Origin of the sequence: Nocardia sp. NPDC088792 (assembly GCF_044750615.1) — a bacterium.
Classification (GTDB): Bacteria; Actinomycetota; Actinomycetes; order Mycobacteriales; family Mycobacteriaceae; genus Nocardia.
This window is the reverse complement of sequence record NZ_JBIVKC010000007.1, coordinates 493,829-520,355: the sequence shown is the minus strand read 5'-3', so window position 1 is coordinate 520,355 and position 26,527 is coordinate 493,829. Positions and strand designations below refer to the sequence as shown.

Sequence of the window (26,527 nt, the reverse complement as noted above, 5' to 3'; positions counted from 1 at the left end):
GTTCGTGTTACCGCAGCGACACTGTCGTGCCGCCGGAGAACATCGAGTCGTGTAGGACGATGTGGTCCGGGGTGGAATCTGCCGGCAGGTCGAAGACGACCTGGGCGGTAATGGCGTTGCCAGGGTTGATGTTTGCGTAGAGGCTGGTGTCGGCCTGGAGGTTGATGGCGGCTGCGGGGTCGTTGGTGAACTTGCGGTTCTGGGCGTCGTAGACGTACTGGTTGCCGGGGGAGAAGGCGTAGGGGACGTTGACGATGTTGCGGACGGTGAGGGAGACGATGGTGTAGGCGCCCTGGGCTGTCTTCTCCAGGTAGGGGTTGGTGCCGACTTGCTTTATGCCGGTTTGGATGTCGGTGACGGTGAACTCGAATTTGCCGTCGCGGACGGGGGTGTTGAGACCCGGGGCGGGGGGCTTTTCGGTGGTGGCGGCGGAGCCGCCGGGGGCCGGTGCGGCGCCTACCGGAGTGTTCGTGGTCGGGGAAGGAGTGGAGGCGGACTTGTTGCTCTTGCCTCCGAGGACACCACCGATGCCGCAGAGGAGGACGAGGCCCGCAATGATCAGCAGGATGATCTTGAGGGTGTTCGACTTCCTCGGGGGTGGGGCGGGCCGCATGGGGTAATGCGGTGGGTAGTAGCCCTGCGGGCAGGGCTGCTGTGGGGGCTGGTAGGTCATGAGGGCGCCTCGTATTCGATGGTGAGAAGCCGCCGGGGTAACGGCCGACGTCGCCCCGGCGGGTGGAATCGATTGGGGTGGAGTGTTATTCGAGGGTCCAGGTGCAGCCGGTCACGGTGATCACGTCGCCCGCCTTGAGCTGTACGTACGAGGTGCCCGTGTAGACCTCGGCGTCGGTCGCGTCGCTGGTTTTTGCGCCCTTGTAAGGGAGCCAGAAGATGTAGCAGACGCCGTAGTCGCTGGAGCGGGGGCCTGAGGTGGAGTAGGTGCCGGCCTGGACGTCCTGGCCGACGACCTGCATGCCCTCGTGCAGGCGGTTGGCGGGCTGTGCGGTTGCCGTGCCGGTGGCGACGACCAGGGCGAGTGCGGCGCCGGCCAGGGCGGTGATGAGGGTGCGGTGCATTGTCAGTGCCTTTCAGGGTTTGCCGAGCGGCGATATTGGTAGACGAGGAAGGCGGATATCAGTACCCAGCCGGCGATGCCGAGCAAGGCGATCCACCAGGAGTGGCGGTGAATCATCCACAGCACCGTGCAGATCGCCAGATTCACGATGAGGATTGCGGTGGTGGCTTTCCGGCTGAACCGGCGGGGGAGCGGCCCCCACATGAAGGCGAGCCGTAGAAACGCGAGGACGCCCTGGATTACGAGCAGGTGAGCTCCATGAGGTGATCGCCTTGCTCAGAGCGTGTACTGCGGGCAGTACGCCCTGATCGCAGCGTCGAGGAAGGTGTACGGGTAATCCAAGGTGTCGCGGCCCTTTTCGGCGAGCACGATCTGGTTGTGGGCGGAATTGCCGTAGGCGTCGAGCCATTGGCACTGGGACTTGGCGAGATGGATGGCCGCGTCCTGGACGGAGCAGCTGTGCTCGTCCTCATAGGACGCGTGCAGGAACCGGCGGTCGGCGGCGCTGCGGGGGCCGCAACCCGGGCTGGAAGAGCCGCTCGCGGAACCGGTGTCGGGGGCGGCCAGTGCGGCGGGCGCCACGGTGGAGAGGGCAGCGGCGGTTGCGCTCGCGGCGAGCAGGGTCGAGACGGTGCGGGTGATGGTGCGCATGATTCCTTCGTGAAACGGGGTGGATAGCGGGGCGGGGCGTGTGAGGTCGCCGCGGCTGGGAACACTCGGCCGCGGTGAGTGGGGATCGAGATCAGCTGCGGTGGATTCGCCGCATGAGGCGGTTCAGCAAGGCGCGCAGGCGGGTTCCGATGGTCGCGGTGGACCTCGCCGTTCTGGACTGTGCAGCAAGGGAATTCGCCGTCAGCTCGGCCCGGCGGCGGGCTGCTTCGGCGCGTTTGATCGGCACGGTTCGTGCCGCCACTTCCGCCGGTGTGGGGACGGCACGCCGAGGAGTCACAGGTGCTTCCGGAGTGCAAACCCGCTGTGGGATTACGTCGACCACTACTGGACCGGCGGTCGCGCCCGTCTTGACCGGCGATGGGATGTTTTGCGGCGCAGTCTCGATCGCTCCGTCCGGCGATGGTGAGGTGATCCAGGTAAACCCGGTCCGCGCCGCCACCTCGGCAGGTGTGGGCACGGCGGCGAGGTCGGCATGGATGCTGCTCAGGTCCAGCCGCCCGCGCGGATCCTCGCGCGTGGGCGGCGGGGCCGTGATGGCGGTGCGATATGCCTTGTATTCCGCCGGCGTCCAGCTGGTCAGATGCCAGCCCGAGCAGGTGGCGCACCGATACGAATGGTCTTCTCCCCGAGCCGGATCGGTGCGATCCATGGTGGCGAGTACGAGATCGGCGTGATGCCGGGTGGCGTAGCGGATCTTGCCGCAGGCGCACCGGGTGATGATGCGGAACGCCGGGCGCAGACGGTGACGGCCGTGGTCCTGGAGTCGATGGTGCTGCGTCATGTCTGCCCCCTGATCGTCGAGCGGTTGGTTATCCGGGCTTGCTCCCCTGGCGATGCAAAACGTTAGGAGTACGTGAAAGCATTGTCAATACAGTTTCCGAGATTGCATTTTGCTCACCCATCGATCAGGGTGGGGGGACGTAAACGAGAGGAGGGACATGTCGAATCCCACGTCAACGGTGAGCGCCGCCGAGATCTCCCGGCTGGCCGGTGTCACTCGCGCCACCGTCAGCAACTGGCGGCGGCGGCATGCCGACTTTCCCAAGTCCATCGGCGGCAGCGAGGCGCGTCCGCTCTTCGATCTGCGAGAAGTACAGGCGTGGCTGGCCGAGCACGGGATGGCGGCCGAGAAGTCGACGACCACTGAATTGCGTACGGTCGTCCGGTCCCAGGCGACGTCGGAGCAGGCTGCGCACCTGCTGGATTCGTTGCGGCGATCCGGTGCGCGGTGGACCGCGCCCGGTTTCGATGCCGCGCTGACCCGCGAGGTGCTGCCCCTGGTCGAGCGGATAGCGAGCGAGGTGGATGTCCGCGCGGCCATCGATATCCTGGGCGAGCGCGCGCTCGAGGACACCGCGGCGACCGGCGTGTACATCACCCCGCCCTGGGTTGCCGAGCTGATGGCGTCCCTGCCCAATCCCGATGCCCCGGCACAGCTGCGCAGTGTGCTGGATCCGGCGTGCGGCAGCGGGTCGCTGCTGCTGGCGGCCGCCGAGGCCGGCGCGGTCGAGCTCTACGGGCAGGATGTGCTGCCGGTACAGGCACAGCGCACCCGCCTGCTGCTCGAGTCCGTGCCGGGTCCGGACGCCGTGACGCGTAGCGGCGACAGTCTGCTCGCCGATGCCTTCCCGGACCTGCGTGTCGATGCCGTGCTGACCAATCCTCCCTATGGGCAACGTGATTGGGGTTCGGGTGAACTGGCCTTCGACCCGCGCTGGGATTACGGCTTGCCACCGCGGGTGGAATCGGAATTGGCCTGGGTGCAGCACGCGATCGCGCATCTGCGTCCGGGCGGCACCGCGGTACTGCTACTCCCGCCCGCGGTCGCGACCCGTGGTTCCGGCCGCAAGATTCGCGGCAACCTGGTGCGGACCGGAGCCCTGCGCGCGGTGATCGGGCTCGCTCCCGGCGTCGCGCAGCCGTGGCACGTCGGCCTGCAGATCTGGGTGCTGCGTCGTCCGCAGCCCGCTGCCCCGGTCGCCGATTCCATCCTGTTCGTCGATACCACCGGACTGCAGGGCAATTCGGATGGTGAAGATCGCGTCATCACGGATCCGGTGCTGCGGGTATGGCGGGCGTTCGATGGCGTCGATCAGGACGCGGCCACCGAGTCGGGGCTGGCCGTCGTGGTCCGGCTGGCCGACGTGCTCACCGAAGACGTCGACCTCACCCCGGCGCGATATGTGCGCTCCGCGGTCGATTCGGACACCGTCTCCGACCAAGTCGAGCAGGCCATTCGGCAACTCGACCGCGCCGCAGTGGAATTGGTGTCGACGACCGGCGATTTGGGTGGTTGGGCGACCGCCCCGGGGCGATCTTGGCGTTTCGTGACCGTAGCCGACCTGTCGAATCATGATCAGCTGGAATGGATTCGATCCGAACCGCCGAGCTCCGAAGCCGCGGCGGCGGCGGACATGCGGCCGGTGCTCACCGCCCAGGACATCGGTTCGGGCGGCCCCGCCTCGGGCTCGATGGCGATGGCGGCGGCTGCGACGACAGTTATCGTCGAGGCCGGCGATATTCTCATTCCGGCCGTGCGTAGCGACCGAACCGGTGGGCGCAGTGCTCGTATCGCAGGATCCGAGGACGCCGGAGCGATCCGCGGCCCGCACATTCACACCTTGCGCGTCGATGCGGACCGGCTCGATCCGTGGTTCCTCGCCGGATTCCTGACCGGAGCCGACAATGTGGCGGCGACAAGGACAGCCACGATCCGCTTCGATCCGTCCCGGCTGCGCATCCCGGTTCTGGGCATCGCCGATCAGCGACGTTACGGCGACATGTTCCGGCTGTTGTTCACGCTGCGCATCGCCGCGCGCCGCGCGACGGCCACGGCCGAACACGTCGCCGAACTGGTCACCACCGGCCTCACGGCGGGGGCGCTGATTCCGGAGACTGCTGACGACACCGCACCTCGGAACGGACAATGAGTGCCAACATGCGGGCCTCCGGCCCGCTTTCGGGCCGTGGCGCTGTTACGGTGGCTGCCGGCCGCCGCGGTGGACAGGTCGAAGGTACGGGGGAGGCATCCGATATGGCGTCTGGCGCCGCGGCCGAACGACCCGACGCCGCCGCGCGCGAATCCAACGGCGAGCCAGCCGTTTCGCAACAGCCGGTGCTCCCGGACAGATCCACGGAGTACGAGGCCCTTTGCGCGGACTTGTACGCACAGCCCCTGCCCCCGCCGCCCGTGCTGGGGGCCGGTTCCGGTTCACGTCCGTCGATTCCGCTCGTGGATCTGGTCGAGGCCGGCGCCGTCGCCGTCCACGAGGCGCCATCCACCATCCCGGCGGTCGGTGGCGAGGCGCCCATGTTGTCCGCCAAGGATGTTCGCCTCGGGCGCGCACCATCTCGTCGTGGCGATGCCGACGTGACGGGGGCGGTGACCGTCCGATCCGGCGATGTGCTGGTGGCGATCAGCGCCGAGACCTCCGTCCGGGTATGCGCTTTCGACGGTGTTCTGCTCGGTCCAGGTATCCGGCTGGTGCGCGCCGAACCTGCCCACGTCGATCCTCGCTTCCTTGCCGGGGTGTTGCGGGCGGCCGTCGAAGCCTCCGGTGGATTGCCGATCGATATCTATGATGTGTGCCTTCCTCGTATATCGCTGCCTGAACAGCGTTCTTACGGTGCCGCTTTCGAGCAGCTGACGGCGCTCGAGGATGCCGTCCAGCGGCAACGAGTCACGATCGAGCAGCTGGTGCGCAGTGGATTTGCCGGGCTGTCGCAGGGGCGGCTGCGCCCGATCACCGGTGACAGGTAGGTTGATATGTCCGCTTTGTACGTTTTTCGGAGGTAGGGGCATTGGAGGGGCATGCCGTCGGCGGCCGGTACCGGCTGATCAAGAAGATCGGCGAGGGCGGCATGGGGCGGGTCTACGAGGCCTTCGATCACCACCTCGAGCGCCAGGTTGCCGTGAAATTCACGCATCCGGGCCTGGACTCGGATCCGGACTGGGACAAGCGCTTCGTCCGCGAGGGACTGTTCATGGCCGGGCTCACCCACCCCGGACTGCCGGTCATCTACGACATGGGCACCGGGACGCCGGGCCCCGGGGAGCCCGACCGGCCCTACATCGTCATGGAGTTCATCGCCGGTGTCACCCTGGAGAAGCTCTTGGAACGCGGCGCCCTGCCGATCGGGGTGGTAGCGAGCATCGGCGCGCAAACCGCGGCGGTGCTGGCCATCGCACACCGCAACCGCGTCTATCACCGAGACCTCAAGCCCGCCAACGTGATGCTGTGCTCGGATGGCACCGTGAAACTGCTGGATTTCGGTCTTGCGGTGGAACCGGAATCGAATCGGACCCGCTACACCGCGACCGGTCACACCCTCGGCACTCCGGCGTACATGGCTCCCGAACAAGTCGAGCAGCACGACGTCGTGCCGCAGACCGACCTCTACTCCCTGGGGCTGATCCTGCACGAGATGCTCACCGGCGATCGCGTGATGACAGGCGGCTCGGTCTTCACGGTGTGGCAGAACCAGATCCATTTCCAGCCCATGGACATCCGCCATGAGCGGCCCGAGGTTCCGGTCGAGATGGCCCGGCTCATCATGAGCATGCTGGCCAAGTCTCCGGATCAGCGACCCGACAGCGCCGCCGCGGTACATGCGGTGCTGCTACGTCATGCGACCGATCTCAGCGAGCTACCCGAGGTCAATGACAACCACAGCCCCGCACGTATGTACGCACAAGCCGTCGGGTCAACCGTATCGGCTCGCACCGCCCCGACCCTGGCGGCGGCGACTCGGCTACTGACCACACCCGCAGCACGCCAACCGGATTCGTCCGCCACCGCCGGATTCAGCCGCAGTGATCTGCAGCGGGCCGTGCACCGAGCCCGCGACCTGGCGAACGACTCGCGCTATGAACCGGCCATCCATCAGCTGCAGACCGTGGTGGAAGCTGCCCTGCCGCTGCTGGGCTCGCGCGACGCGGATGTGGTCGAGGCCCGCATGCGATTGGCGGACCTGCGATTCGAACACGCCGATTACCCGGGCGCGGCGGAGCTCTACCGCAACCTGATCGACGACCTCACCGCCGAACGTGGACCCTACGACGATCAGGTCATGTACTGCCAGCGGCAGCTGGCCACCTGCGATGTGCACGCGGGCGACGTTCGCACCGCCTTGACCCGGCTCAAGCGGCTACGCAGCCAGATGGCCGTCCGCTACGGCGAACAGGACCGGCGGGTCATCGAACTCGCGGCGCAGATCAATCACATCAAACCGAACTGACAGGCAATCCGCTGCCGCCCGATAGCGTTCCGGGGCCGCAGCACCGGAAAGAACAATGGAGGCTGGGGTGGCGAGCAACGGTGCGGACCGAACGCTGGTGATGAGCGATCTCGCCGATCGTGGCGCACGATTGTTCGAGTACCTGGCGAAGACGCAGACGCTCCGCATGTCCCGAATCCAGGACATCGCCACGTATCAGCGTGACGGAGAAGTGATCTGGATCGCCGACCTGCCCGGACATTCGGCGGTGACCTACCAGCAGGCCGATCCTGGCAAACCCTTCCTCATGGTTCAGAAGGTGACCATCGAACCCGTGCCGGAGCCGGAATCGGCGCTGCGCTCGTGGCTTCACAAGGGCTGGGACAAAACGGATCCCGAGCCGACACTCCGCGAGACTCGAATCGACCAGGCCGGACAGGAAATTCGGCTCGACAGCGAATCCGAAGTCCGCACCGCCTTCGACGAATGGCTGCCCGAATGGCGGAAGTGGGCGGTACAGGCGCGACCGAAACAGGAAGTCCGGCGCCTGTACCAGACCATGTACGAGATGTACACGCGCTACGACGGCGCGACCGAAACCCTCGAAGCCGTCTTCGCTTTGGGACTCCTCACCTGGAAACAGGAGGATCTCGGCCCGGTTCGCCGGCATGTGCTCACCATGCCGGTCGTGCTCGGATTCGACTCGGACTACGGCGCGATCTCGGTCTCGATCGATCCTGCCGTCACCGGCTATACCGCCGAACTGCAGGAGATTCTCGATCCCTCGCAGATGTCGGCGGCGAGCGACCTGCAGCGGGCGGAGAGCGAGGCCCGCGAGGGCCAGATCGACCCCTTCGACCGCGAGAACGTCGGTGCGCTGGTGCGCATGTTCATCAACTGCATCAATCCCGACGCGGCCTATGCCGACGACGTACGGCCGGGAAATCCCGGGCGGAATCCGGCGGCGCACTATGCCCCGGCCGTCATCCTCCGGCGGCGCGGCAATCGCGGCATGGTGTCGGCACTGCGCACCATCGCAGACACCATCCGCGAGACCGGCGAACTGCCGGCCGGCATTCGCAACCTGGTCGACCCGGACCACGAGCCGATTCCGGCCCCGCCCGAGAACAGCGGTGCGATCGTCCGCGACGGTGGTGATCAGTTCCTGCCGTTGCCGCTCAACGAAGTTCAGCTGACGATTCTCGAACATGTCGACCATAACGCGCACACCTTGGTGCAGGGCCCGCCCGGCACCGGCAAGACCCACACCGCCGCGGCGCTCATCACGCACCTGCTGGCGCAGGGCAAACGGGTCCTGATCACCGCGCACACCGACCGCGCGCTGCACGAGGTACGCGCCAAGCTGCCCGAGGACATCAAACCGCTGAGCGTTGCCGTCGTGGGCGATTCGCGACAGGAGCTCGAGGATCTCAAAGCCTCGGTCAACCGCATCTCGCATGCCGCGGCTGAGCACAATCCAGCCGTGAGCCGCGCGGCCGTCGCGGCGATAGACCGCGGCATTGCCGAGCTGAGCGAGCGGCGGGGCGGCATTCAGCGGGAACTACTGGATCTGCGAGAGCGAGATGTCACCCGGCATACCGTCGGCGGCTATACCGGCACCATCGCCGATATCGCGATCCATTGGCGTAGCGCGCGTCCTGACTTCGAGTGGATCACCGGCTTGGTCGACGCGGGCACGAATCAGAGCAGCCCGGTCACGGGGGAGCTGATCGCCGAATGGCGAGAACTACTGCTGGACAGCGCTCTCGACGATCCTGAGGTCGCCGCACCGGAGCTGGTGGCGGCCACCGCGCTACCTCCCGCCGAGCTGTTCGCGCAGTGGTGCGCCGCCGAACACGATGCGGCGCAACGCCGGAAGGGTTACACGCAGTACGACAGTGATCCGGCCGCCGCCCGCATCACCCAGCTCGGCGGCGATGACCGCCAGCGGGCCCGGACGCTGCTCGCCGAGATCGCCGACCGCACCCGGGAACTGAGCCGGCGGCCCGAACCGTGGATCGCCGCGGCACTCGGCGACATTCGAGCCGGAGAGGTCTTCGGGTGGCGTTCCCGGGCGGCGGCCATCGCCGACCTCCTCGGACAGGCGGACGACGTGATTGCCGCGCTCGGATACACGACGGTCCAGGTCACCCTCGACGATCCGGCGACTCTGCTGGCTCTCGCCGGAAATCTCAAGGCACACATCGAAATCCACGGCGAGATCAAGGTCCGTCCGGATGGCCGACCGAAGACCGGCCTGACCACGCCACGGGTGATCAAGGACGCGGAGCCGCTCTTCGAGCATGTGCGAGTGGACGGACTGATCCCGACGACCGTCGCGCAGCTCACCCACTTCCTCGATGTGCAACGCGGACAACGCATCGTCGATCAGCTCGACCTCGCCTGGGCGGATCCCGGACACACTCCCGGCACCGGTTCCCTGCGTGATCGCGTAGCCCGTCACCATGCCGCGTTCGCACTGCTCGGTCAGCTGCTCGACTACGCGGACCGGCTCGGTCATGGCGCCGTCTGCCTACGCGAACTCGGTCTTCCGGTACCGAACTGGGGCGATGCCGTCGGCGTGCAGAGCGCGCGCGAGGCGTTCGACGCGGTGCAGGCGCGAGAAGCGTTCGACCGTGCCGCGGCGCCGATCGCCGAACTGATCCGGCGGCTCACGACGTTGCAGAACGATCCTCGTGCTACCGCAAACATGTCGCAGCTCGCCCAGGCGGCCCGGGACCGTGACGTAGCCGGCTACCGTGCTTCGCATCAGCGCCTGACCGAGCTGAATCGCCTGCGCCGCAGCCTGGCGCGCAGGCACGACATCACCCTGGAGCTGGCGGCGGTCCCGCGGCTGCGCAATGCCATGGCGGCCGATCTGGCCGATCCGGCATGGAATTCACGCCTCGCACACTTCGACGCGGCGTGGAACTGGGCAATGGTCGAGCAGTGGCTGGCCACCCACAATGTCGGCGGTGTCAACGACCTGTGCCGGGCGCTCGACGCTGTCGAAGCGGATCTCCGTGCGGCTGCGGCCACCCGCGCGGCCACCACGGCCTGGGATCTGGCCGTCGGCCGACTCACCAACCGCGCGCAGGCAGACCTGCGGCAGTACGCACAGTTGGTGAAGAGCCTGGGCCGCGGCACGGGCCAATACGCCGACCGCAAGCGCGCCGAAATCCAACAGGCGCTGGGCAACTGCCGACTGTCGGTGCCGGTCTGGATCATGCCGATCTACCGAGTGGTCGAACAGTTCGCGATCACTCCGGACATGTTCGATGTCGTGGTCGTCGACGAAGCCTCCCAGGCCGGCGTCGAGGCCGTGTTCCTGCAGTATCTCGCGCCGCGGATCGTGGTGATCGGCGACGACAAGCAGGTATCGCCCTCCGCGGTCGGCACCGTCGAATCCGAGGTGGAGCGGCTGGCCGGGCAATACCTCTACGACGATCGTTACGTCTCGTCGTGGCGAAATCCCAAGCGCAGCCTGTTCGACGATGCCGTCATGCGCTATCCGACCCGTCTGACACTCGTGGAGCACCGCCGGTGCGTGCCCGAGATCATCGGGTTCTCGAACAAGATCGCCTACGAGCCGGAGGGTGTGCGGCTGGTGCCGGTGCGCCGCTACGGCAGCGATCGGCTCCCGCCGATCCGCACCGTGCACGTGCCGCACGGCCGGGAGGAGTCGAGCAAGGTCAATCCCGCCGAGGCCGACCGGATCGTGGCCCAGATCGAGGAATGCCTCGGCGATCCGCGCTACGCGGACAAGACATTCGGTGTGATCTCGTTGCTCGGTGCCGCGCAGGCGAAACACATCGCGCAGAAACTGGTCGCCCGGATCGGGCCCGAGGAAATGCAGCGACGCGAGCTGCACTGCGGTGACGCGGCCGACTTCCAAGGCGCGGAACGAGATGTGATCTTCCTGTCGCTGGTGGCCGCGCACGGACCGGACCGGCGGCTGCCGGCCCAGACCACCGACAGCACGGTGCAGCGCTACAACGTCGCGGTCTCCCGCGCCAAGGATCAGCTGTGGCTGTTCCATTCGGTGACCGTCGACGACCTCACCAACAGCAACGATATGCGATTCCAGCTGCTGGACTACTGCCTCGGCGTGGAGCAGCGCGCCGGTGTCGAGGACACGCCGCCACAACGGTTCCCGGACGACCTAACGGTCACGCCGTTCGAATCGCTCTTCGAGCAGCAGGTGTACAACCGGATCGTCGACCGCGGATACCGGATCGTGCCGCACCACGCCGAGACCGGCTACGAGATCGACATGGTGATCACCGGCGCCGGCGGACAGGTCGCCGTCCACTGCGACGACGACCGCTGGGACGGTCCCGACCAGTACCGTGCCGAACTCGCCAAGCAACGCGACCTGGAACGCTGCGGGTGGCCGTTCCATCGAATCAGGCTGGCGGACTTCATCGTCGATCCGGATGGCTGCCTCGAAGAAGTCTGGCAGCTGCTGGACCGCCATGGGATCTATTCGATCGCCGAGGAAGAACAGCGCCGGCTCAGCCGGCTGCTGGCGGACGCCGGGCCCACGGTCGTCGATCCCGCCGATACGGACTTGCAGGAACGGGTTTCGCGGATCCCGCTGGCACCGGAATGGACTGCGGAAGAATCCGCGGATTCGCGGCTCAGTACGCGAACCGACTATGACGAGCTGCCCGGCGAGGCCGTAGCCATCGATCCGCCGACCATGGCTGCCGCCCCCGAGATCTGCGATCTGGCCGAAGATACTGTGGCGCAAGAACCTACTGCTGGAGCACAAGACGATGTCGTGCCCCACGAATCTGCGGCAGCTGCCGAAAGCATTGCGGCAGAAGATGATGCTGCGGTGCCTGACATGGAACCCGCGACACTGGAGGTTGTTCCGGCGGAACCGTCGGGTGCGGATCTTCGGGCAGTTAGTGAGATCGCGCCGTATGTCACCTTCGCCGATGAGCTCGAGTCCCCGGCAACCGCGGATCACGGCACCATCGTGAGCGACTTCCTGCGCATAGTCGAGGTGGAAGGCCCCGTCACCGCCGCACGACTGCGGGCCGCGTACGCCACCGCGGCGGGCACCCGGGATCGTGATCAGGTTCGCCAGAAGCTCGACATCGCGCTGCGGTCGGCGGTCGCCAGCGGAAAACTGCTGGCGGACAATGCACTACGGCTCGACGATCCGGCCCTACTGACCTATCGCCGGCCCGATCAGCCCGCCACCCGCCGGCGGGATCTCGGGCCTCGCCGGATCGAGCAGATGCCGCCGCGCGAACTTGCCGAGATCATGGTGTGTCAAGCCCGTCTGCACGGCTGGAGCGATCGAGCCGCCCTGTTCAACAGGGTTGCCGACACGCTCGGCCAGTATCGGCTGACCGACAGTGCCGTCTCCGCGCTCGCGCTCGTCCTGCCATTGGCATGGGAGCTCGCGGACGATGAACGGCGGCAACGGGTCTGAACGGCTCGGCCCGCGGCCGCGGGGACATATCCGATGTGCCCGCTGCCGGGATTACACCAGGTCGAGCAGTTCGCTCCCGCGCATGGTGGCCGCGAACCGCAACAACTCGGTGCGGTTCGGTCCCACCTCGCTGACGGCCCGCACCAGATCGAGGAACGAATCGATCGGATCTGCGGGCGCGGCAGCCCAATCCACGATGGTTCGCATGGTCCGGCGCCAGGTCTCGGTATCGCCGTCCCACGGACGCGACAGGTAGAACAGGGTGTCGGCCTGCCATTCGACGAGTTCGCCGAACTCCATCGAACCGAACTTGGCGGCCGCCGATGCCCACAGACCTGAGATATCGGCGATCCCCAGCAACTCCTCGACCTGCTGCCGAGCAGATCGGCCGACAGCTGCGGCGTCGGCCGACTCGTGATTGACCGAATCGGTCTGCGGGGCCGTCTGCATCACCGGCTCATCATTCGAGACGAGATCTCCGACGGCTGAGGTACTTACGCTACTCGGCTCATTGTCCGGCTCGCGTTGTGATTCCGTGGCATCGGCATCGGCATCGGCATCGGCATCGGCATCGATACGGTCGGGTGCAATATCTGCACTCGGCAGCAGTGCCACGGGCGGCAATGGCTGCGCGGTAATCGGCAGCCGCCGCGTCCGCACCTGTGCCACCATCTCCAACGGGGTCGGCGTCCGCACGGCGCGACCCACGTCAGCCTCGGCTACGCCCTTCGATGACTGCGTGGGCACCGGATCCTCCGCAGCCGTAGCTTGCTGTTCGATCGAGTCGGCTGCCGACGGGGATTCGTCTGGCGCCCTGTGGGTCTCGGTCGATGTGAGTATTTCGACCGGCCTGACCGTGTTCACGATCGGCTGATTCAGCCAGGCGCGCAACACCTCGGGCAGCCCCGCGGCGTCGGTTGTGATGCGCTCGTCGGCAATGGAATCCAGTTCTGACAGAAAACCTTCGTGTGCGCCGAGCGCTGGGTCCTCCGGTGTGCAGTACACGTACGCGATGGCGAAAAGAGCTGCGCTGCCATTGGATTTCGGGCGAACCACCCGGCCCATGCGCTGAATCATCTGCCGTTTGGTGCGGCTGGCCGCCAGCACTATGCCCACTTGGGCGTCGGGCAGGTCGATGCCTTCGTCCAGGACGCGGGGTGCGGCGAGGGCCCGCAGTTCACCGCGCCGGAACGCATCGAAGATCTCCTCGCGCTCGGCAGGCTTCAGCGCGGAAGCGATACAGCCGCAGGACAGATCGAGCTGCTGTAGTGCAGTTTGGACCTGTCCCGCCGTCGATGTGCGCTCGGCGAAGAAGATCGATTGCGTCGCATGGAGTTCCGGAATCGGCAAGGCCCGAATCAGGTCCAGTTTGCCCTGACAGTCGGCCAGTACCTCGCGGCGTTCGGCGAAGTTCTTCAGGAATCGCTGCGCCTGGCGCGCGGCTTCTCCCTGTTCCTGCTGTGCCAGCCGCTGCGCGAAGGACATCAACTCGCCGAACGAATCGTCCGGGGCGCCATAGCCGTCGACCAGCACCGACTTCGCCTTGCGTGCGGCTTCGTCGGCACGATCGTATTTGGCGCGCTCGCGCGGCGTGAAGTGCACGCCCACGAGGGCGAGTCGGACGGGTGCCAGAATGCCGTCGGCACGGGCGCGCGTGTAATCGCAGCCGGAGATCGGGTTGCCGAAATACGGCAGGAGAATTTCCTCCACCGCATTGTCGTTGCGTTCCAGAGTGGCGGTGAGACCGAGGCGCCAATCATAGTGTGCGGTCAGTGCTTTCGCGTAGCTGCCCGCACCGTAACGGTGCACCTCGTCGGCCACGAGCAGCGAGCCGGGAGGGATCTCCGGCGGGGTACTCGATGCCGTCTGAACGGTTGCGACGAGGACATCCCAGTGCGCGGGCGGGCGTGCGGACCCTCTGCCGCCGATCCGATCGATCCGATACCCGGGCAGGGCCGCCCGCAGCCGCTCCCACCATTGGGTCTGCAGGTCGATACCCGGTACCAAGACGACGGCCTGCCGTCCGTCGTCCAGCGCCTGCGCCACCGCGCGGGTTCCCACCGCGGTCTTACCCGAGCCGGTCACCGCCTCCACGATGCCCCGGCGGTCTCGCTCTTCCCAGGCGGCCAGCGCCTCCGATTGCCAGGTGCGCAGGGGTGGTCCCGCATAGCAGCTCGCCGACGGTTCCGGCGCGTCGGCGGCCGGATCCGATTGTGGCGGGTCTGCCTGCGAATCCGGCTGCGCCCACGAAGCCACGAGGGTGGTCGCCGCTTCCCGCACCGCCCAGATGGCCGGCTGCTCGGGTCCGAGGATCTCGAATACCTGGGGCTCGCTGTAGAGCAGTTGGCTCACGACGGCGGGACTTATCTCACGTGTGCCGAGCCGGGTGCTGAGTTGCTGTGCGGATTGGAACGGGATCCGCAGCAGGGTAACGGCGATCGATCGGGTCAGGGCTGCCCGGGGTGTGTTCTCGGCTGCGTGCCGCAACTTGATTTCGCCGACCATGCTGGACCTTTTCCACCCGGGACAACTCGGGACAGCCTAGCGCGCGCGAAATCGACAGATACAGTGACCGATTCGAATGTCGGTGACGATTGGAGAAGAACCGGTTGGTTTGCAATGCTGACTACCCGTACCGATCCTCCGGACGGATCGGCTCGGTAGGGTGAGCGGCGGACAGTTCGAACCGTAAGGAAGCCAAGGTGTTTTCTCCCGATCAATTGGTCATTGCGATCGCGCGCGACGACATCGAAAGGGGTGACATCGAGTCGGCCCTCGAGTCGCTGAACTCCTGTTTCGCTTCCGCGGAGCGCGCCAGGAGCGCCATGGGCAAGGTCGAGGTCGTCGTCGAAGGCTACGATCACATTCCGACCGAGCTGTTCGAAGTAGAACCCGTTCGGCACTTCGTGCGACGGCTCGACGGTGAATTCCCGTATTGGCTGTATTTCCTGGGCAATTCGTCGCTTCCGTTGATCTTCGGATGTTTCATACCGCCGTTCCTCACCGAGGACGGTCGCCGTCAGCAGTTCGCACAACGACTGTGGACGCTGATGGAGAACCGCTGGTTGCCCGCCATGCGCGATGTCGCGGCCTTCGCCGGGCTCGATACGGCCGAATACGAATCGCGCACCGAGGCGATGGTCGACTACTTCCGCACGGGAGGCTCACCGGCTGAACCCGCACCGGCAGTTCAGGAGTCGGTCGCTCCGGTGACCGAGCCGGTACCTCGGATCCCGGCCGAAGCCACCGAGACCGCAGTCGAGGAAGTCTTCTACGGCGAGCCCACAGGCGTCGAGATCGAACGTGACGAGGAACAGTACGGGCAGCGACCGGTCACACCCTGGGATCCCGAGCAGATCCGGATATCCACTCGCACATTCTCACTGCGGAACGTGCTCGACATGATCGACGACGGCGACCTGGAACTCGCACCCGACTTTCAGCGCAACCGGGTATGGAAAGGCCGGCAGAAGTCCCGCCTCATCGAGAGCCTGCTGCTGCAGATCCCCTTGCCGGCCTTCTACTTCGCCGAAGACCGGGGCGGCATGTTCCGCGTCGTGGACGGTCTGCAGCGCTTGTCCACCGTGCACGAATACGTGCAAGGCGGATTCGCGCTCGACGATCTCGAATACCTCGATACCGAACGCGGAAAGTCCTTCACCGAACTCGAGAATCCACTGCGCCGCCGCCTGCACAATGCCCAGATCGTGGTCCACGTCATCGAACCCTCCACTCCGAACCGCGTCAAATACGACATCTTCAAGCGGATCAACACCGGCGGAGAACCATTGAACGCCATGGAGATCCGGCACTGCATGAGCAGCGCCCGCAGCCGAGATCTACTCAAACGCTGTGTCTCGACAGAGGCCTTCCACACCGCCACCGCCGGAGTGCTGCGTGACCACGTCCGCATGAACGACCGGGAGGCGGTACTGCGCTTCCTCGCCTTCCGCAGCCTGCCCGACCTCCAGCAGTACGACGCCTACGGGTCACTGGAAAACCTGCTCGACGCCACCACCGAACTTATCGACGACCCGCGACAACTCTCCGACACCCAGCTCGAAGACTGGTACGCGGCCTTCGAACGCGGCATGGTCAACGCTCGAATCATCTTCGGCGAGTATGCGTTCCGGCGCTGGCCCGCAGGCTCCGACCGCCGCTCACCCATCAACCGCGCCCTGCTCGAGAGCTGGGGCGTGGTCCTGTCGGAGTACACGCGGGAACAACTCGAACGCGCCCGCCTCCCCATCGTGACCGAAGCCCGCCGAGCCATGGCGAAGAACACCGAATACATCGGCGCCATCACCGCTTCGACCGCCGATCCCAAACGCGTCCGAATCCGATTCGAGGTGACCCGTCGCCTTGTAGAGGAAGCCGTGGCAGCTCACTGAGCACCCTGAGTCCCGGCGAACATGATGCACGATCGGCCCCACGACGGGGCCGGTCGATCCAGCAAAACGGGAGACATGACCTAGTGTTCGAGGTCCTCGGCGCCCCGCTACACGGCTGTGCCGCGACCGGTCGCAGGCGCGGGGACGATGAGGAGGAGGTCCATCTCCTGACGTCGACACTTCTCCGCGAATTCGACTGCGCTACTGGGATTCTGCATGAATCGATCGAAGGTGAGCTTGGGGATCTCGTAGTACTCCTCGTAGTCCACAGTGCCGCTGCTGACGGGGATCGACAAGTAGTACTTGCCCGTGCCCTCTTCCCTGCCGAGCGAGAACCAATATTCACGCGAGAAGAATCTGTCGTCGAATCTCATTCCATCGTGCCCCTGACACTCAGGTCGGAACGATCTCGATCGTAAACCGGTCAGGCGGCAGGCCTTCGCGGTATGTTGCGCCAACTTGCTCGTATGTCAGCAGCAAGGGATGGGAGAACCACGTCGCCGACATCGTTCGCATCGTGGCGCGAGGCATACGCTCGTCGTCGACAAACAGGAATTGGCGGGAGAATTCGGCGTCGGGGTCGACGGGGACCAGACGTGTCCGTGGCGCGAGACCTTGGTCGTACCATCGGCTGCTCGGCGAATTGGCCGGGTCGGTTGCCCAGGCAGCGTCTCCCATCACGCAGAGTAGATACTTCTCAGCGTCATCCAGGCGCAGAAGCTGTGCAACGGGACTGCGGTTGTTGCGCTCGCGCTTGGTAATTGACCATTGTTCGGCTTCGACGGACAGGTAGTACTTGATGTCCCCGATCTCGAGGAGCAACTCGTTGTCTGCGACCCGTGGCGGATTCGCCAGCCAGAAGCTGAATTCAGGTGTAGCGTCGGGAACCACTGTCCCGCCGGGCTTCTGGCGGATTCCCCGCAGCGTCGCTTCCTGCCATCGGTACCAATCGAGTACGAGTCGGTGCAGTTCGGGAGGGAATGACTGCAGATCGACAGTAACTTTGGTTGCCATCGGTTCTCCTTGACGGTGGCTCACGGCACGGCTTTCAGGTACTTTGCTTGGATCAGCTCATCAACCGTTCCGGTTTCGCCTTCCTCATTGAGGATCCGGTATTGGATTCCGCGTCCGGGCTCACCGAACCATGGTGCAACATCGGATTGCTCGATTCGCCATCCAGATGGCAACGGGTTGCCGGTGGTTTCGTATCCGAGCAAGGGCTTCTTGTTGTGCAGCGTATCCGGTGGTAACGCACGCTGAGCGTATGGCGTGCCTTCCGGTGCAAGCCATCCACCGCCGGGGTAGCCGTATCGGTCCACCCGGGTCCCAGGTGGAAGGTCGACGATCCTTATGGTGCCGGCGACCGCGTACTCGCCTGTTCCTTCGCTCGGATATCTCCAGCTGCCTTTTGTCCCGTACTTGGCCGCGAATTCAGCCTCGGTCAGCTTCTCCCCGGAAGGGTAGACCTTCGGAACTTCGGCCAAGGCGACGATCTTCGCGCGGGCAGCTTCGACCCATGCCTTGATCTTCGCCAGCAGCGGTTTGATGCGCTCTACCAGCGGCCCGACCGTTTCGGTGGTGATCTTGGCGGCTTTGGCGGCCAAACTGCTGATAGCGGCGGCAATCCGTCGCGCCTTTGCTGCGGCCCGGACAGCCAGGCCGGAGTTGCCGACTACCTCGGACATACCAGCAGTTACTGGCGCCAGCAGGGCGAAAGCCACCTCCCACAACACGGTCTCGGCCCCGAATTCGGCGAGTTCGTGGAGGATCTTGGAGTGGGCTTCGTCGAGGTGGCCTGCGTATTCGCCGCAGGCGTCGCCGAGGGTTTGGCAGATGTCGGCGAGGGCGGAGAGGTCGTTCTTGCGGTCGGTGAATGCGGCTAGCGCGGTGGGGATTTCCTGGGATTCCTGGTTGGTGAGCAGGGCGCTCGCCTCGCCCACTCGGGATGCGAGGACGCGGAAATCGGTTGCGGCGGTGGTCCAGGCGGTTTGGGCGGCGCGCAGTTTGTCCTGGTGTCCGTTGGGCCAGGCGGCTCCGACGGCATCCTTGACGATCGACCAGCCGAACGGTTCCGGTAGGCCGTCACCTGCTGCCGAGAGCGCCTGAGTCACCACGCATGGGATCGGTCGTGCCGGCGGGCGCGGCGGTGCCGGGACGTCGCGGTAGTCGGCTCCGACCTCGGTGCGTTCGTGGTTGTGGGCTCCGCTGGTTACCAGGTCTGCGGTGCTGACGCACGCGGTCATCAGTCGCTCGGAGGTTTGGAGTGCGAGCCCGGCGGCCTCGTCGTATGGCTTGGCCCACGCCTGGCCGATGCTGTCGCTGCCGGCCATGCCGGCGTTCGCGTTGAGTACGCCCAGGAGAGCGATGTGGGTATTGGCGGCGTCTGTGCCGATGGACGCGAAAACCTCAGCGGCGCTGTGATAATCGTCGATCTGGCACAGGATCAGCGGAACGGTCGGCGTGGGGCTCACGGCCACATCTCCACGTTGGTGGGGCCTACCTTGCCGTATGCCTGCTGTGCGTTGTTCAGCTTGGTCTGGAGCTCGGTCAGCGCGGTGCGCATCTGGCCGACGGCGCGGACGCGGGCCTCATGTGCTTCACGGTGTGCTGTAGCGGCGGCCCCGGTCCAGGAAACGTGCAGGTTGTCGACGTCCCGTTCGATCTTGGTCACGGTCTCTTCGATCGCTGACTCCAGTGCGACGGTCGCATCGACCAATTGACCCAATCCCACCAGGTCCACTCGATATCCGGCCACTCACACCACGTCCGGTAGATCGAGACTCGAGCCCGCCCGCTGGGTAGCCGCCGCACGCGATTGATCGACCGCGGTGATCTCGTCGGCTACGCGCCGCAGCAGACCGGCGTCGGTACGGAACGAACCGAGGATTTGCCGGGCGCCGTTCTCCCATTTCGCCCAGGGATCCTCATGAGAGTTCGCCGCGGTGCCGGTCCACTCGACGCCTACGAACCCGCGCACTGCACGCATGTGTTTGTCGAGCTGATCTGTGAGCTCGGCGGTGAGCTGATCCAAGCCGTCCGCGGTGGCCTGCAACTCGACCGCATCGGCCTTGAACTCAGCACTCACGATCGGACACCCTATCGGCAACTATTCAGCATCATCCAGCTGAGTGGTGAGTGTCACCGCTCGAACCACGGGTTGGAACGGCGATTTCCGCAGACGTTCGGAACGGCGGTGAACTGGTGCACCAGCCCGCCGCGCGTCCGATGGGTCGGTAGGATTTCGGTCCGAGTCGGCGAGAGGGAGGGCAGGTAGTGCTCGAGGTGTGGGGGAAGCGGACTGCGATTCGGTTCGGGGGCGGTCGTTTGGTTACGCAGCCGTTCGGAGCCGATGATGACGTGGCGATCGACGTCCCGGTTTCCGAGTTGCGGCGGGCTGTGGTCGCGTCCACGGATGATGGGCGGATTGCGGTGTTGTTGTTCTTTCGGTCGCCGGAGTTCGTGGTGGACGGGGTTGCTACTCAACATCATCCGGTGCCGGTGTTCTTGGAGCCGGAGTTGAAGGGGCAGGCTCGGGAATTGGTCGAGGCGGTGCAGCGGGAGTTGCTGGAGGGGCGTCGGGTTGTCGCGACGAGGCCGGACTTCACGCCGCCGGCGTTGGTGCCTTCGCCGCACGGGCCGATGCGGCAGGATGTGACGTGGGCGGCGCAGCGGATGCGGTTTACAGGGCATACGGTTCGTCAGATCAATGCGTTGCAGACGCTCGCTCGGCCGGATGAGTATGTGCTGGAGTTGGCGCAGGCCACCTATTCCGGGGTGCCGGGGTTGGTTGCGATCACCACGTTGCGGTTCTTGTTCATCGGTGCGGAGACGGTTTACGAGGTGCCTGTCGCTGCGCTCGATCGGGCAGAGGTGGTGAATCCGCCGGCGCCGGGGACGTCGGCGACCTTGAAGGTTCATGCCTACCCGGAAGTGCTCGAGTTCATCGATTGGGTGCCGGTGGATTTCGCGCGGCTCGCGACGGCGTTGCGGCTGGCGTGCGAGATCCAGCATGTCGACGGATCGATCGCGCCGGCTCGGCCGGCCTCGACGGATCTGTTCGCCGAATGGCAGTTGCTGGTGGAGCGGCGGCGGCTCGGGATGGTGGAGGATGAGCCGTTTCAGCGGCAGGCCGTCGGGATCATGCTGGCCACGGCGGGCTGACCTACCTCGCTATTGCGGTGCTCCCAGTACCGGTGTGCCGGGGTGCAGGGCGATCCGTCGCCAGGGGCTGGATGGGCGGGAGTGCAAGCCGTACAACATCTTCCGGCGCTCGCCGACCTGTTCCTTCGCGGCCGCGAGATCTTGGGTTGCCGCCCAGTAGATGGCGCCGGTCAGGAAGCCCGCCGAGAGTTGTCGCCAATTGCGGTAGTGCTGCTGCGCTATCGCGAGACCCGCGAGCATGTGCTCCCAGGCCTCGTCCTCGGGGAGATATCCGGCGGTGTACGCGGATCGGGCGATGAACACCACGCGGGCGAGATCCCATGCGGTGGCGTCGGTGTGCAGTGGTTGCGGCAGGCCGTCGACGATGCCGAGTTTGATGGTCTGCAGCCAGGCGTCGTAATCGCGGTCGAGTCCGCTCCCGCCCTCGTAGCCGCGGAAATTCGACAGGGTGTGCAGGAATTCGCGGTGGCCCGCAGCGATGCTGGTGCGATCGGGGCGGTAGGACTCCGCGGAAGCGATCACCGCCAGCGGATGGATCAGGGTGAACAGCGGTGCGTGCATGCCCGCGAGCAGGCGGCGAATGGTGTCGCGGGCATCGTCGGCATTGTCGACGCCCCACGCCTCGTGCAGACCTTCGATGGTGGCTTCGCGCCGGGTTTCCGTGCTGCCGGGCAGGTCCGGTTCGAATGCGACGGTGTCGTTGTAGGCGCCCCAGCTGCGGCCGTAGTACGCGCCGATCGCCAGCGCCCGGATCTGGTCGTCGGAAACCTCGGCACCGGACCACAGGTCGGGACTGGAATTCGCGTTCGACATCGGAAAACCGGTGATCCGCAGTGCGGCTCCCGGTGCGATTTCGGCCACCGGTCGTACCCCCTCACGCGTCAGGACAGAAGACCGGTGTGGATTCTATCGACCAGTCCCAGCGGTCTCGGGGGCAGCGGGCAGGGCTCGGGCTTCGACGGAACCTTGCACTGCCAACCGGTCTGCTCGTTCGTTATCGGGATGCCCGGCATGACCCTTGACCCACTCCCATTCGACCTGGTGGACGGAGCATGCGGCATGTAGTTGTTGCCACAGGTCGGCGTTCTTGACCGGCTCCTTCTTCGCGGTGAGCCAGCCGTTGGCCTGCCACTTCTTCACCCATGAGGTGATTCCGTCACGGACGTAGGTGCTGTCGGTGAAGATCCGCACCTGCGATGGTCGCTCCAGCCGTTGCAGCGCCTGGATGGGTGCCGTCAACTCCATGCGGTTGTTGGTCGTGGGACCGGAATCGCTGCCGTACAGTTCGAGTTCGCGAGTGCCGTAACGCAATATGGCTCCCCAGCCGCCCGGTCCCGGATTCGGACTGCATGCGCCATCGGTGTAGATGTGAACCTCCATGCCATCCCTGCCTTCCGCTCGAACCGGTGCTTCGTCTGCTCTTCTCGATCGATACCGAACCTGGTGGGACATACTGGTTGGAATTGTTTGTCCTGCTATTGATTTCGGATTTGGGTGCCTGCGGGACTTGTCGGACCGATGCTTTACGGTAGCCGGTGTATTTGTCCGTGCGACTTCGGAGGGTCATGACTTCTTCGGCTGGGCTTCATCCGGTGGCGGTGCTCGATCGGCGGGGCGGTCGGGTGGTGGTCTGGCATGTGAATGTGGGGGCGGCTTTGGGGCTTTCGCGACTGTCGGGGGCCTGGGTGTTGGGGGAGGAAGCAGTGGAGCTGGGTTCGTTGACCGTGGGGCGGTGGGTCATTCAGTGCAGTCCGGATGTGGGGGCGCCTGAAGGTGTGGCGGGGGTCGTGGATCTGGAAGCCACGGTGGACGCTGTGCAGGGGGAGATCGATGCGGCTGATGATGCGTTTTCGGCGCATCAGGAGACGGTGGCCAGCAAGCTCATTCGGCCGGAGTGGCCGGTGATCACCCATCCTGCCGAGGCGGGGTTGCTGCGGAATGAGGTTGATGAGGTGGTGCGGCCGGCGTTGGGGTTGGCTCGGGGGCTGGGGGAGATGGCGGATGCTTGGGCGGCGTTCGAGTCGTTGCGGGTGGTGCGGCCGTTTTTAGTGGAGCTCGGGGGTGTGGGTGTGCGGGCGCTGCCGTTGACGGTGCGGTGAGTATGGGGGGAATGTCGTTTGCCGCTATCGATGTCGAGACGGCTAATTCGGCTCGGGGGAGTGTTTGTGCGGTGGGGGTGGCGGTCGTGCGGGACGGGAGGCGGGTGGTGACGGAGTCGTGGCTTTGCCGGCCGCCGGAGGGGGTGGACTTCTTCTCCTGGCACAACATTCGGGTGCATGGGATTTCGGCGGTGCGGGTGGCGGGGGAACCGACCTTTGGGGAGCGGTGGCCGGAGGTGTTGCGGGTGGTGGATGAGCTTCCGGTGATTGCGCATAATGCGGGGTTCGACAGTTCGGCTATTCGGGAAGCGTGTGGGCACAGTGGGATTCGAGCTCCGGAGTGGGAGTTCGCTTGCAGCTTGGCCATTTCGCGGAGGCATCTGGATCTGGAGAGTTATCGGCTGCCGAATGTGGCGGAGGCGCTGGGGATTGCGCGGTTCAGCCATCACGACGCGGCCGCGGATGCTGCTGCGGCGGCCGATATTGTGCTCGCTCTGGCGGAGCGGACCGGGGCCGGTTCGCTGACCGAGTTGGAGCGGGCGGGAACGGACCGGCAGGCGCGCAGCTGGGGCGCCGGGCGAGGTAGCCCGGGGGATCGGCCGGAGCGGGCCGGTACTCGGCGTTCGCGGTGGGGCGATGCAGCCGGCCGTTCGTCGTCGGGTGAGACCGCCCGGCGTCGGGGCGAGGTTGGTCGCTCGAGTGAGACTGTGCGGCCGTCGGGGGAGCGGCGGGAGCGTGGATCCTGGTTTCCCCGTACCGAACTGGTGATGCCGGAGGTCACCGGGACGGATCCGGATCATCCGCTGTACGGCCAGATCGTCGTGTTCACCGGGGATCTCGTGAAACTCACGCGGCAGCAGGCGTGGGATGCGATCGCGGCTTGCGGGGCGCAGCCCGCGCGGAATGTGACCAGGCGGACCACGTGCCTCGTCATCGGGGACGGGTTCACCGGAGGCGATCCGGCGGCGTTCACCACGACGAAGGCGGCGCGGGTGGTGCAGTTGCGGGCGGGCGGTCACCGGATCGAGGTGCTCGATGAACAAGGACTGCTTGCGCGGTTCGGGCCGGCCGCCGAGTCAACAGCCGATTCCTTATTGCCGGGAAATAGCTAATCCCGACCGGCCGGAATGCTGGAGTGTGGGAATTGCTTCATTGCGGGGGTCCTGGGATGTCGGTAAAGAAGATGGGGAAGATCGTTCGGACGAAGATGTCGAGGCCAAGATGAAAAGTGCACGGGGTCGGTTGTGTCAGGGCGCGGGGGCGATCCTGGCCGCGACTGTGCTGGGGGTTTTCTGCGCGGGTGTCGCGCAGGCCGAGCCTCCGGCCTATTCCGGTGCACAGGTTGATGTGGACGGTTCACATCTTGATCATGTGGTGCAGCACGATGATCGGCGCGCCACCTTCTACGTCTACTCGGCCGCCATGAACCGGGTGATCGCTATGCAGGTCATCCTGCCCGCGGACAACAGCGCACCACGGCCCACCCTGTATCTGCTGAACGGCGCCGAGGACGGGATCGACGGGAACGGGCAGGAGACCTCCTGGGAGACCAAGACGGATCTGGTCAGCTATATGGGCGATCAGAACGTCAATGTCGTCAACATCCTCGACGGGCGATACAGCTATTACACCGACTGGCAGACCGACGACCCGGTGATCGGCCGCAACAAATGGACCACCTTCCTGACCCAGGAACTGCCGCCGATCATCGACTCCGCGCTGAATACCTCCGGCGCCAATGCCATTGCGGGCGTATCGATGTCGGCCACCTCGGTCCTGGCCCTGGCCGAAGACGCCCCCGGCTTGTACCGGAGTGTCGGATCGTTCAGCGGCTGCGCGCAGACCAGCACCGATCCCGGCCGTCGCTACCTCCAGGTGACGGTTCTTTCCGGCGGCGCCAACCCCTGGAACATCTGGGGCCCCGACGGCTCTCCCGCCTGGACCGCCAATGACCCCTCCACCGATGCCAACCTCGTCAAACTCCGCGGCACCGACCTCTATATCGCCGCCGGCTCGGGGCCCAACGGCACCTCCGGCCCCGCCGGCAATATGGGCAGCAGTCAGCCCGCCATGTCCAGCAATGTCCTGGAGTCCACGGTTGCCGGCTGCACCCAAGCCCTCCAAGCCTCCACCGAACGACTGGGCATTCCGGCCACCTACTCCTACCTCCCCAACGGCGGCCACAACTGGCCCTCCTGGCAGATCGACTTCCACGCAGCCTGGCCGGGCATGGCCCGCAGCCTGGGCATCTGAGTGCCGATCCGTCGCCGGGTGATCGCGGGGAACGGGCGAATTACGCGCAACCGCATCGAGCGATAAGCTCGCACGGGTGACCGACGAACAGCTGCTGCAGGGCCCTATTCATGCCGTCCATGTCGAGTTGGGCGCCACTTTTGCTCCGTTCGGGGGGTGGGAGATGCCGGTCTCGTATGCGGGGACCGTTGGTGAGCACACTGCGGTGCGGAACGCGGTCGGCATCTTCGATGTCAGCCACCTGGGGAAGGCCACCGTCAAGGGGGCCGGCGCGGCGGCATTCGTGAACTCGGCGTTGACCAATGATCTGAATCGGATCCGGCCGGGGAAGGCGCAGTACACCTTGTGCTGCACACCCGAGGGCGGGGTCATCGATGATCTGATCGCCTACTACGTCAGCGATGACGAGATGTTCCTGGTGCCCAATGCGGCCAATACCGCTGCCGTGGTGGCGGAATTGCAGAAGGTGGCGCCGGAGGGCATCACTGTGACCGATGAACATCGCGGTTACGCGGTATTCGCCGTGCAGGGACCGCGGTCGGCGGAAGTGCTTGCCAAGCTGGGCTTCCCCACCGACATGGAATACATGGCCTACGCGGACGCCGAGTGGGACGGCCGCCGGATCCGCGTCTGCCGCACGGGCTACACCGGCGAACACGGCTACGAACTCCTGCCCAAGTGGGACGACGCCGAGCCCCTGTTCCGCGCACTGCTGGCGGAGGTCGAAGCCGCGGGTGGTCAGGCCGCAGGTCTCGGCGCCCGCGATACGCTGCGCACCGAAATGGGCTACCCCCTGCACGGACATGAACTGTCCCTGGAGATTTCGCCGTTGCAGGCCCGCTGTGGCTGGGCCGTCGGCTGGAAGAAGCCGGAGTTCTGGGGCAAATCCGCACTGGAGCAGGAGAAGGCGGCCGGCCCGCGCCGACTCTTGTTGGGCCTCAAGGGACTCGACCGCGGCGTCCTCCGCCAGGGTCAGACCGTGCTGCGTGGTGACGACCGGATCGGCGAAACCACCTCCGGCACTTTCTCCCCCACCCTCAAGCTCGGTATCGCTCTGGCCCTCATCGACACCGCCTCCGGCATCGTGCCCGGTGATGTGGTCGAGGTCGACGTCCGCGGCCGCCGCCTCCGCTGCGAGGTAGTCAAGCCGCCCTTCGTCGAGGTCAAGACCTCCTAGTCGCGCTGCCCGCCCCCGCTGTGCCGTCGCCGTCGA

23 protein-coding genes are annotated in these 26,527 nt (G+C 65.8%); 10 read left to right on the top strand and 13 right to left on the bottom strand.

What is annotated here, in order from left to right; genetic code table 11:
• Positions 1-7: 7 nt before the first annotated feature.
• The 5 genes from ACIP5Y_RS42335 to ACIP5Y_RS42315 form a co-directional block, all read right to left on the bottom strand.
• Positions 8-673: a DUF4352 domain-containing protein gene (locus tag ACIP5Y_RS42335; RefSeq protein WP_400358887.1), complete on the bottom strand. Its 666-nt coding sequence runs from the start codon at positions 671-673 to the stop codon at positions 8-10.
• Positions 674-758: 85 nt separating this feature from the next.
• Positions 759-1,076: a hypothetical protein gene (locus ACIP5Y_RS42330; RefSeq protein ID WP_400358886.1), complete on the bottom strand. Its 318-nt coding sequence runs from the start codon at positions 1,074-1,076 to the stop codon at positions 759-761.
• Between the two features lie 2 nt (positions 1,077-1,078).
• Entirely contained in the window at positions 1,079-1,222 is a 144-nt protein-coding gene (locus tag ACIP5Y_RS42325; protein ID WP_400358885.1) for a hypothetical protein, read from the bottom strand.
• Positions 1,223-1,351: 129 nt separating this feature from the next.
• Complete coding sequence (locus ACIP5Y_RS42320) at positions 1,352-1,726, bottom strand: DUF732 domain-containing protein (protein ID WP_400358883.1); 375 nt, start codon at positions 1,724-1,726, stop codon at positions 1,352-1,354.
• Between the two features lie 91 nt (positions 1,727-1,817).
• On the bottom strand, positions 1,818-2,528 hold the full coding sequence (locus ACIP5Y_RS42315) for a hypothetical protein (protein WP_400358882.1): 711 nt from the start codon (positions 2,526-2,528) through the stop codon (positions 1,818-1,820).
• Positions 2,529-2,685: 157 nt separating this feature from the next.
• Between ACIP5Y_RS42315 and ACIP5Y_RS42310 the strand changes: the two genes are divergently transcribed.
• From ACIP5Y_RS42310 to ACIP5Y_RS42295, 4 genes are all read left to right on the top strand, one after another.
• Positions 2,686-4,677: an N-6 DNA methylase gene (locus tag ACIP5Y_RS42310; RefSeq protein ID WP_400358881.1), complete on the top strand. Its 1,992-nt coding sequence runs from the start codon at positions 2,686-2,688 to the stop codon at positions 4,675-4,677.
• Between the two features lie 104 nt (positions 4,678-4,781).
• Positions 4,782-5,507, top strand: coding sequence for a hypothetical protein (locus tag ACIP5Y_RS42305; protein WP_400358879.1), 726 nt, complete (start codon positions 4,782-4,784; stop codon positions 5,505-5,507).
• A 41-nt stretch (positions 5,508-5,548) separates the two neighbouring features.
• Complete coding sequence (locus ACIP5Y_RS42300) at positions 5,549-6,985, top strand: protein kinase (RefSeq protein WP_400358877.1); 1,437 nt, start codon at positions 5,549-5,551, stop codon at positions 6,983-6,985.
• Between the two features lie 67 nt (positions 6,986-7,052).
• Positions 7,053-12,410: an AAA domain-containing protein gene (locus tag ACIP5Y_RS42295; protein ID WP_400358876.1), complete on the top strand. Its 5,358-nt coding sequence runs from the start codon at positions 7,053-7,055 to the stop codon at positions 12,408-12,410.
• Positions 12,411-12,461: 51 nt separating this feature from the next.
• On the opposite strand, the gene ACIP5Y_RS42290 is transcribed toward ACIP5Y_RS42295, so the two are convergent.
• Positions 12,462-14,915 (bottom strand): DEAD/DEAH box helicase, encoded by a 2,454-nt coding sequence (locus tag ACIP5Y_RS42290; protein ID WP_400358874.1) that lies wholly within the window; start codon positions 14,913-14,915, stop codon positions 12,462-12,464.
• Positions 14,916-15,112: 197 nt separating this feature from the next.
• On the opposite strand from ACIP5Y_RS42290, the gene ACIP5Y_RS42285 reads away from it, so the two are divergent.
• Complete coding sequence (locus tag ACIP5Y_RS42285; RefSeq protein ID WP_400358872.1) at positions 15,113-16,801, top strand: DUF262 domain-containing protein; 1,689 nt, start codon at positions 15,113-15,115, stop codon at positions 16,799-16,801.
• A 107-nt stretch (positions 16,802-16,908) separates the two neighbouring features.
• On the opposite strand, the gene ACIP5Y_RS42280 is transcribed toward ACIP5Y_RS42285, so the two are convergent.
• Genes ACIP5Y_RS42280 through ACIP5Y_RS42260 form a run of 5 tightly spaced genes read right to left on the bottom strand, consistent with a single transcriptional unit; the run spans position 16,909 to position 19,886 of the window.
• Positions 16,909-17,175: a hypothetical protein gene (locus ACIP5Y_RS42280; protein ID WP_400358871.1), complete on the bottom strand. Its 267-nt coding sequence runs from the start codon at positions 17,173-17,175 to the stop codon at positions 16,909-16,911.
• A gap of 19 nt (positions 17,176-17,194) precedes the next feature.
• Positions 17,195-17,815, bottom strand: coding sequence for a hypothetical protein (locus ACIP5Y_RS42275; protein ID WP_400358870.1), 621 nt, complete (start codon positions 17,813-17,815; stop codon positions 17,195-17,197).
• 20 nt (positions 17,816-17,835) lie between these two features.
• Positions 17,836-19,272 (bottom strand): TNT domain-containing protein, encoded by a 1,437-nt coding sequence (locus ACIP5Y_RS42270; protein ID WP_400358869.1) that lies wholly within the window; start codon positions 19,270-19,272, stop codon positions 17,836-17,838.
• Positions 19,269-19,556 (bottom strand): WXG100 family type VII secretion target, encoded by a 288-nt coding sequence (locus tag ACIP5Y_RS42265; protein WP_400358868.1) that lies wholly within the window; start codon positions 19,554-19,556, stop codon positions 19,269-19,271. Before ACIP5Y_RS42265 ends, ACIP5Y_RS42270 begins: the two co-directional genes overlap by 4 nt.
• A complete protein-coding gene (locus tag ACIP5Y_RS42260) occupies positions 19,557-19,886 on the bottom strand; it encodes a WXG100 family type VII secretion target (protein WP_400358866.1) in 330 nt (109 codons plus the stop codon). It abuts the gene before it with no gap.
• 272 nt (positions 19,887-20,158) lie between these two features.
• Between ACIP5Y_RS42260 and ACIP5Y_RS42255 the strand changes: the two genes are divergently transcribed.
• Complete coding sequence (locus ACIP5Y_RS42255) at positions 20,159-20,962, top strand: hypothetical protein (RefSeq protein ID WP_400358864.1); 804 nt, start codon at positions 20,159-20,161, stop codon at positions 20,960-20,962.
• 9 nt (positions 20,963-20,971) lie between these two features.
• Here the strand turns inward: ACIP5Y_RS42255 and ACIP5Y_RS42250 are convergent, their stop codons facing one another.
• Both ACIP5Y_RS42250 and rnhA read right to left on the bottom strand, forming a co-directional pair.
• Positions 20,972-21,823 carry a DUF1266 domain-containing protein gene (locus ACIP5Y_RS42250; protein ID WP_400358862.1) on the bottom strand — a complete coding sequence of 284 codons (852 nt, stop codon included), beginning with the start codon at positions 21,821-21,823 and terminating at the stop codon, positions 20,972-20,974.
• 45 nt (positions 21,824-21,868) lie between these two features.
• Positions 21,869-22,342: a ribonuclease HI gene (rnhA, locus tag ACIP5Y_RS42245; protein WP_400358860.1), complete on the bottom strand. Its 474-nt coding sequence runs from the start codon at positions 22,340-22,342 to the stop codon at positions 21,869-21,871.
• 185 nt (positions 22,343-22,527) lie between these two features.
• Between rnhA and ACIP5Y_RS42240 the strand changes: the two genes are divergently transcribed.
• The 4 genes from ACIP5Y_RS42240 (at position 22,528) to gcvT (ending at position 26,491) form a co-directional block, all read left to right on the top strand.
• Positions 22,528-23,061 (top strand): hypothetical protein, encoded by a 534-nt coding sequence (locus ACIP5Y_RS42240; protein WP_400358858.1) that lies wholly within the window; start codon positions 22,528-22,530, stop codon positions 23,059-23,061.
• A gap of 2 nt (positions 23,062-23,063) precedes the next feature.
• On the top strand, positions 23,064-24,173 hold the full coding sequence (locus tag ACIP5Y_RS42235) for an exonuclease domain-containing protein (protein WP_400358856.1): 1,110 nt from the start codon (positions 23,064-23,066) through the stop codon (positions 24,171-24,173).
• Positions 24,174-24,282: 109 nt separating this feature from the next.
• Positions 24,283-25,314: an alpha/beta hydrolase gene (locus ACIP5Y_RS42230; RefSeq protein ID WP_400358854.1), complete on the top strand. Its 1,032-nt coding sequence runs from the start codon at positions 24,283-24,285 to the stop codon at positions 25,312-25,314.
• 76 nt (positions 25,315-25,390) lie between these two features.
• Positions 25,391-26,491, top strand: a complete 1,101-nt coding sequence (gene gcvT / locus ACIP5Y_RS42225) for a glycine cleavage system aminomethyltransferase GcvT (RefSeq protein ID WP_400358852.1) — start codon at positions 25,391-25,393, stop codon at positions 26,489-26,491.
• Positions 26,492-26,527: the final 36 nt, after the last annotated feature.

Excerpts from the sequence above, each read along its gene's own strand:
- ACIP5Y_RS42320 (WP_400358883.1), bottom strand. The coding sequence starts at position 1,726 with ATGCGCACCATCACCCGCACCGTCTCGACCCTGCTCGCCGCGAGCGCA.
- ACIP5Y_RS42310 (WP_400358881.1), top strand. The coding sequence starts at position 2,686 with ATGTCGAATCCCACGTCAACGGTGAGCGCCGCCGAGATCTCCCGGCTG.
- ACIP5Y_RS42315 (WP_400358882.1), bottom strand. The coding sequence starts at position 2,528 with ATGACGCAGCACCATCGACTCCAGGACCACGGCCGTCACCGTCTGCGC.
- ACIP5Y_RS42275 (WP_400358870.1), bottom strand. The coding sequence starts at position 17,815 with ATGGCAACCAAAGTTACTGTCGATCTGCAGTCATTCCCTCCCGAACTG.
- ACIP5Y_RS42235 (WP_400358856.1), top strand. The coding sequence starts at position 23,064 with ATGGGGGGAATGTCGTTTGCCGCTATCGATGTCGAGACGGCTAATTCG.
- ACIP5Y_RS42290 (WP_400358874.1), bottom strand. The coding sequence starts at position 14,915 with ATGGTCGGCGAAATCAAGTTGCGGCACGCAGCCGAGAACACACCCCGG.
- ACIP5Y_RS42280 (WP_400358871.1), bottom strand. The coding sequence starts at position 17,175 with ATGAGATTCGACGACAGATTCTTCTCGCGTGAATATTGGTTCTCGCTC.
- ACIP5Y_RS42335 (WP_400358887.1), bottom strand. The coding sequence starts at position 673 with ATGACCTACCAGCCCCCACAGCAGCCCTGCCCGCAGGGCTACTACCCA.
- ACIP5Y_RS42240 (WP_400358858.1), top strand. The coding sequence starts at position 22,528 with ATGACTTCTTCGGCTGGGCTTCATCCGGTGGCGGTGCTCGATCGGCGG.
- rnhA (WP_400358860.1), bottom strand. The coding sequence starts at position 22,342 with ATGGAGGTTCACATCTACACCGATGGCGCATGCAGTCCGAATCCGGGA.
- ACIP5Y_RS42330 (WP_400358886.1), bottom strand. The coding sequence starts at position 1,076 with ATGCACCGCACCCTCATCACCGCCCTGGCCGGCGCCGCACTCGCCCTG.
- ACIP5Y_RS42305 (WP_400358879.1), top strand. The coding sequence starts at position 4,782 with ATGGCGTCTGGCGCCGCGGCCGAACGACCCGACGCCGCCGCGCGCGAA.
- ACIP5Y_RS42230 (WP_400358854.1), top strand. The coding sequence starts at position 24,283 with ATGAAAAGTGCACGGGGTCGGTTGTGTCAGGGCGCGGGGGCGATCCTG.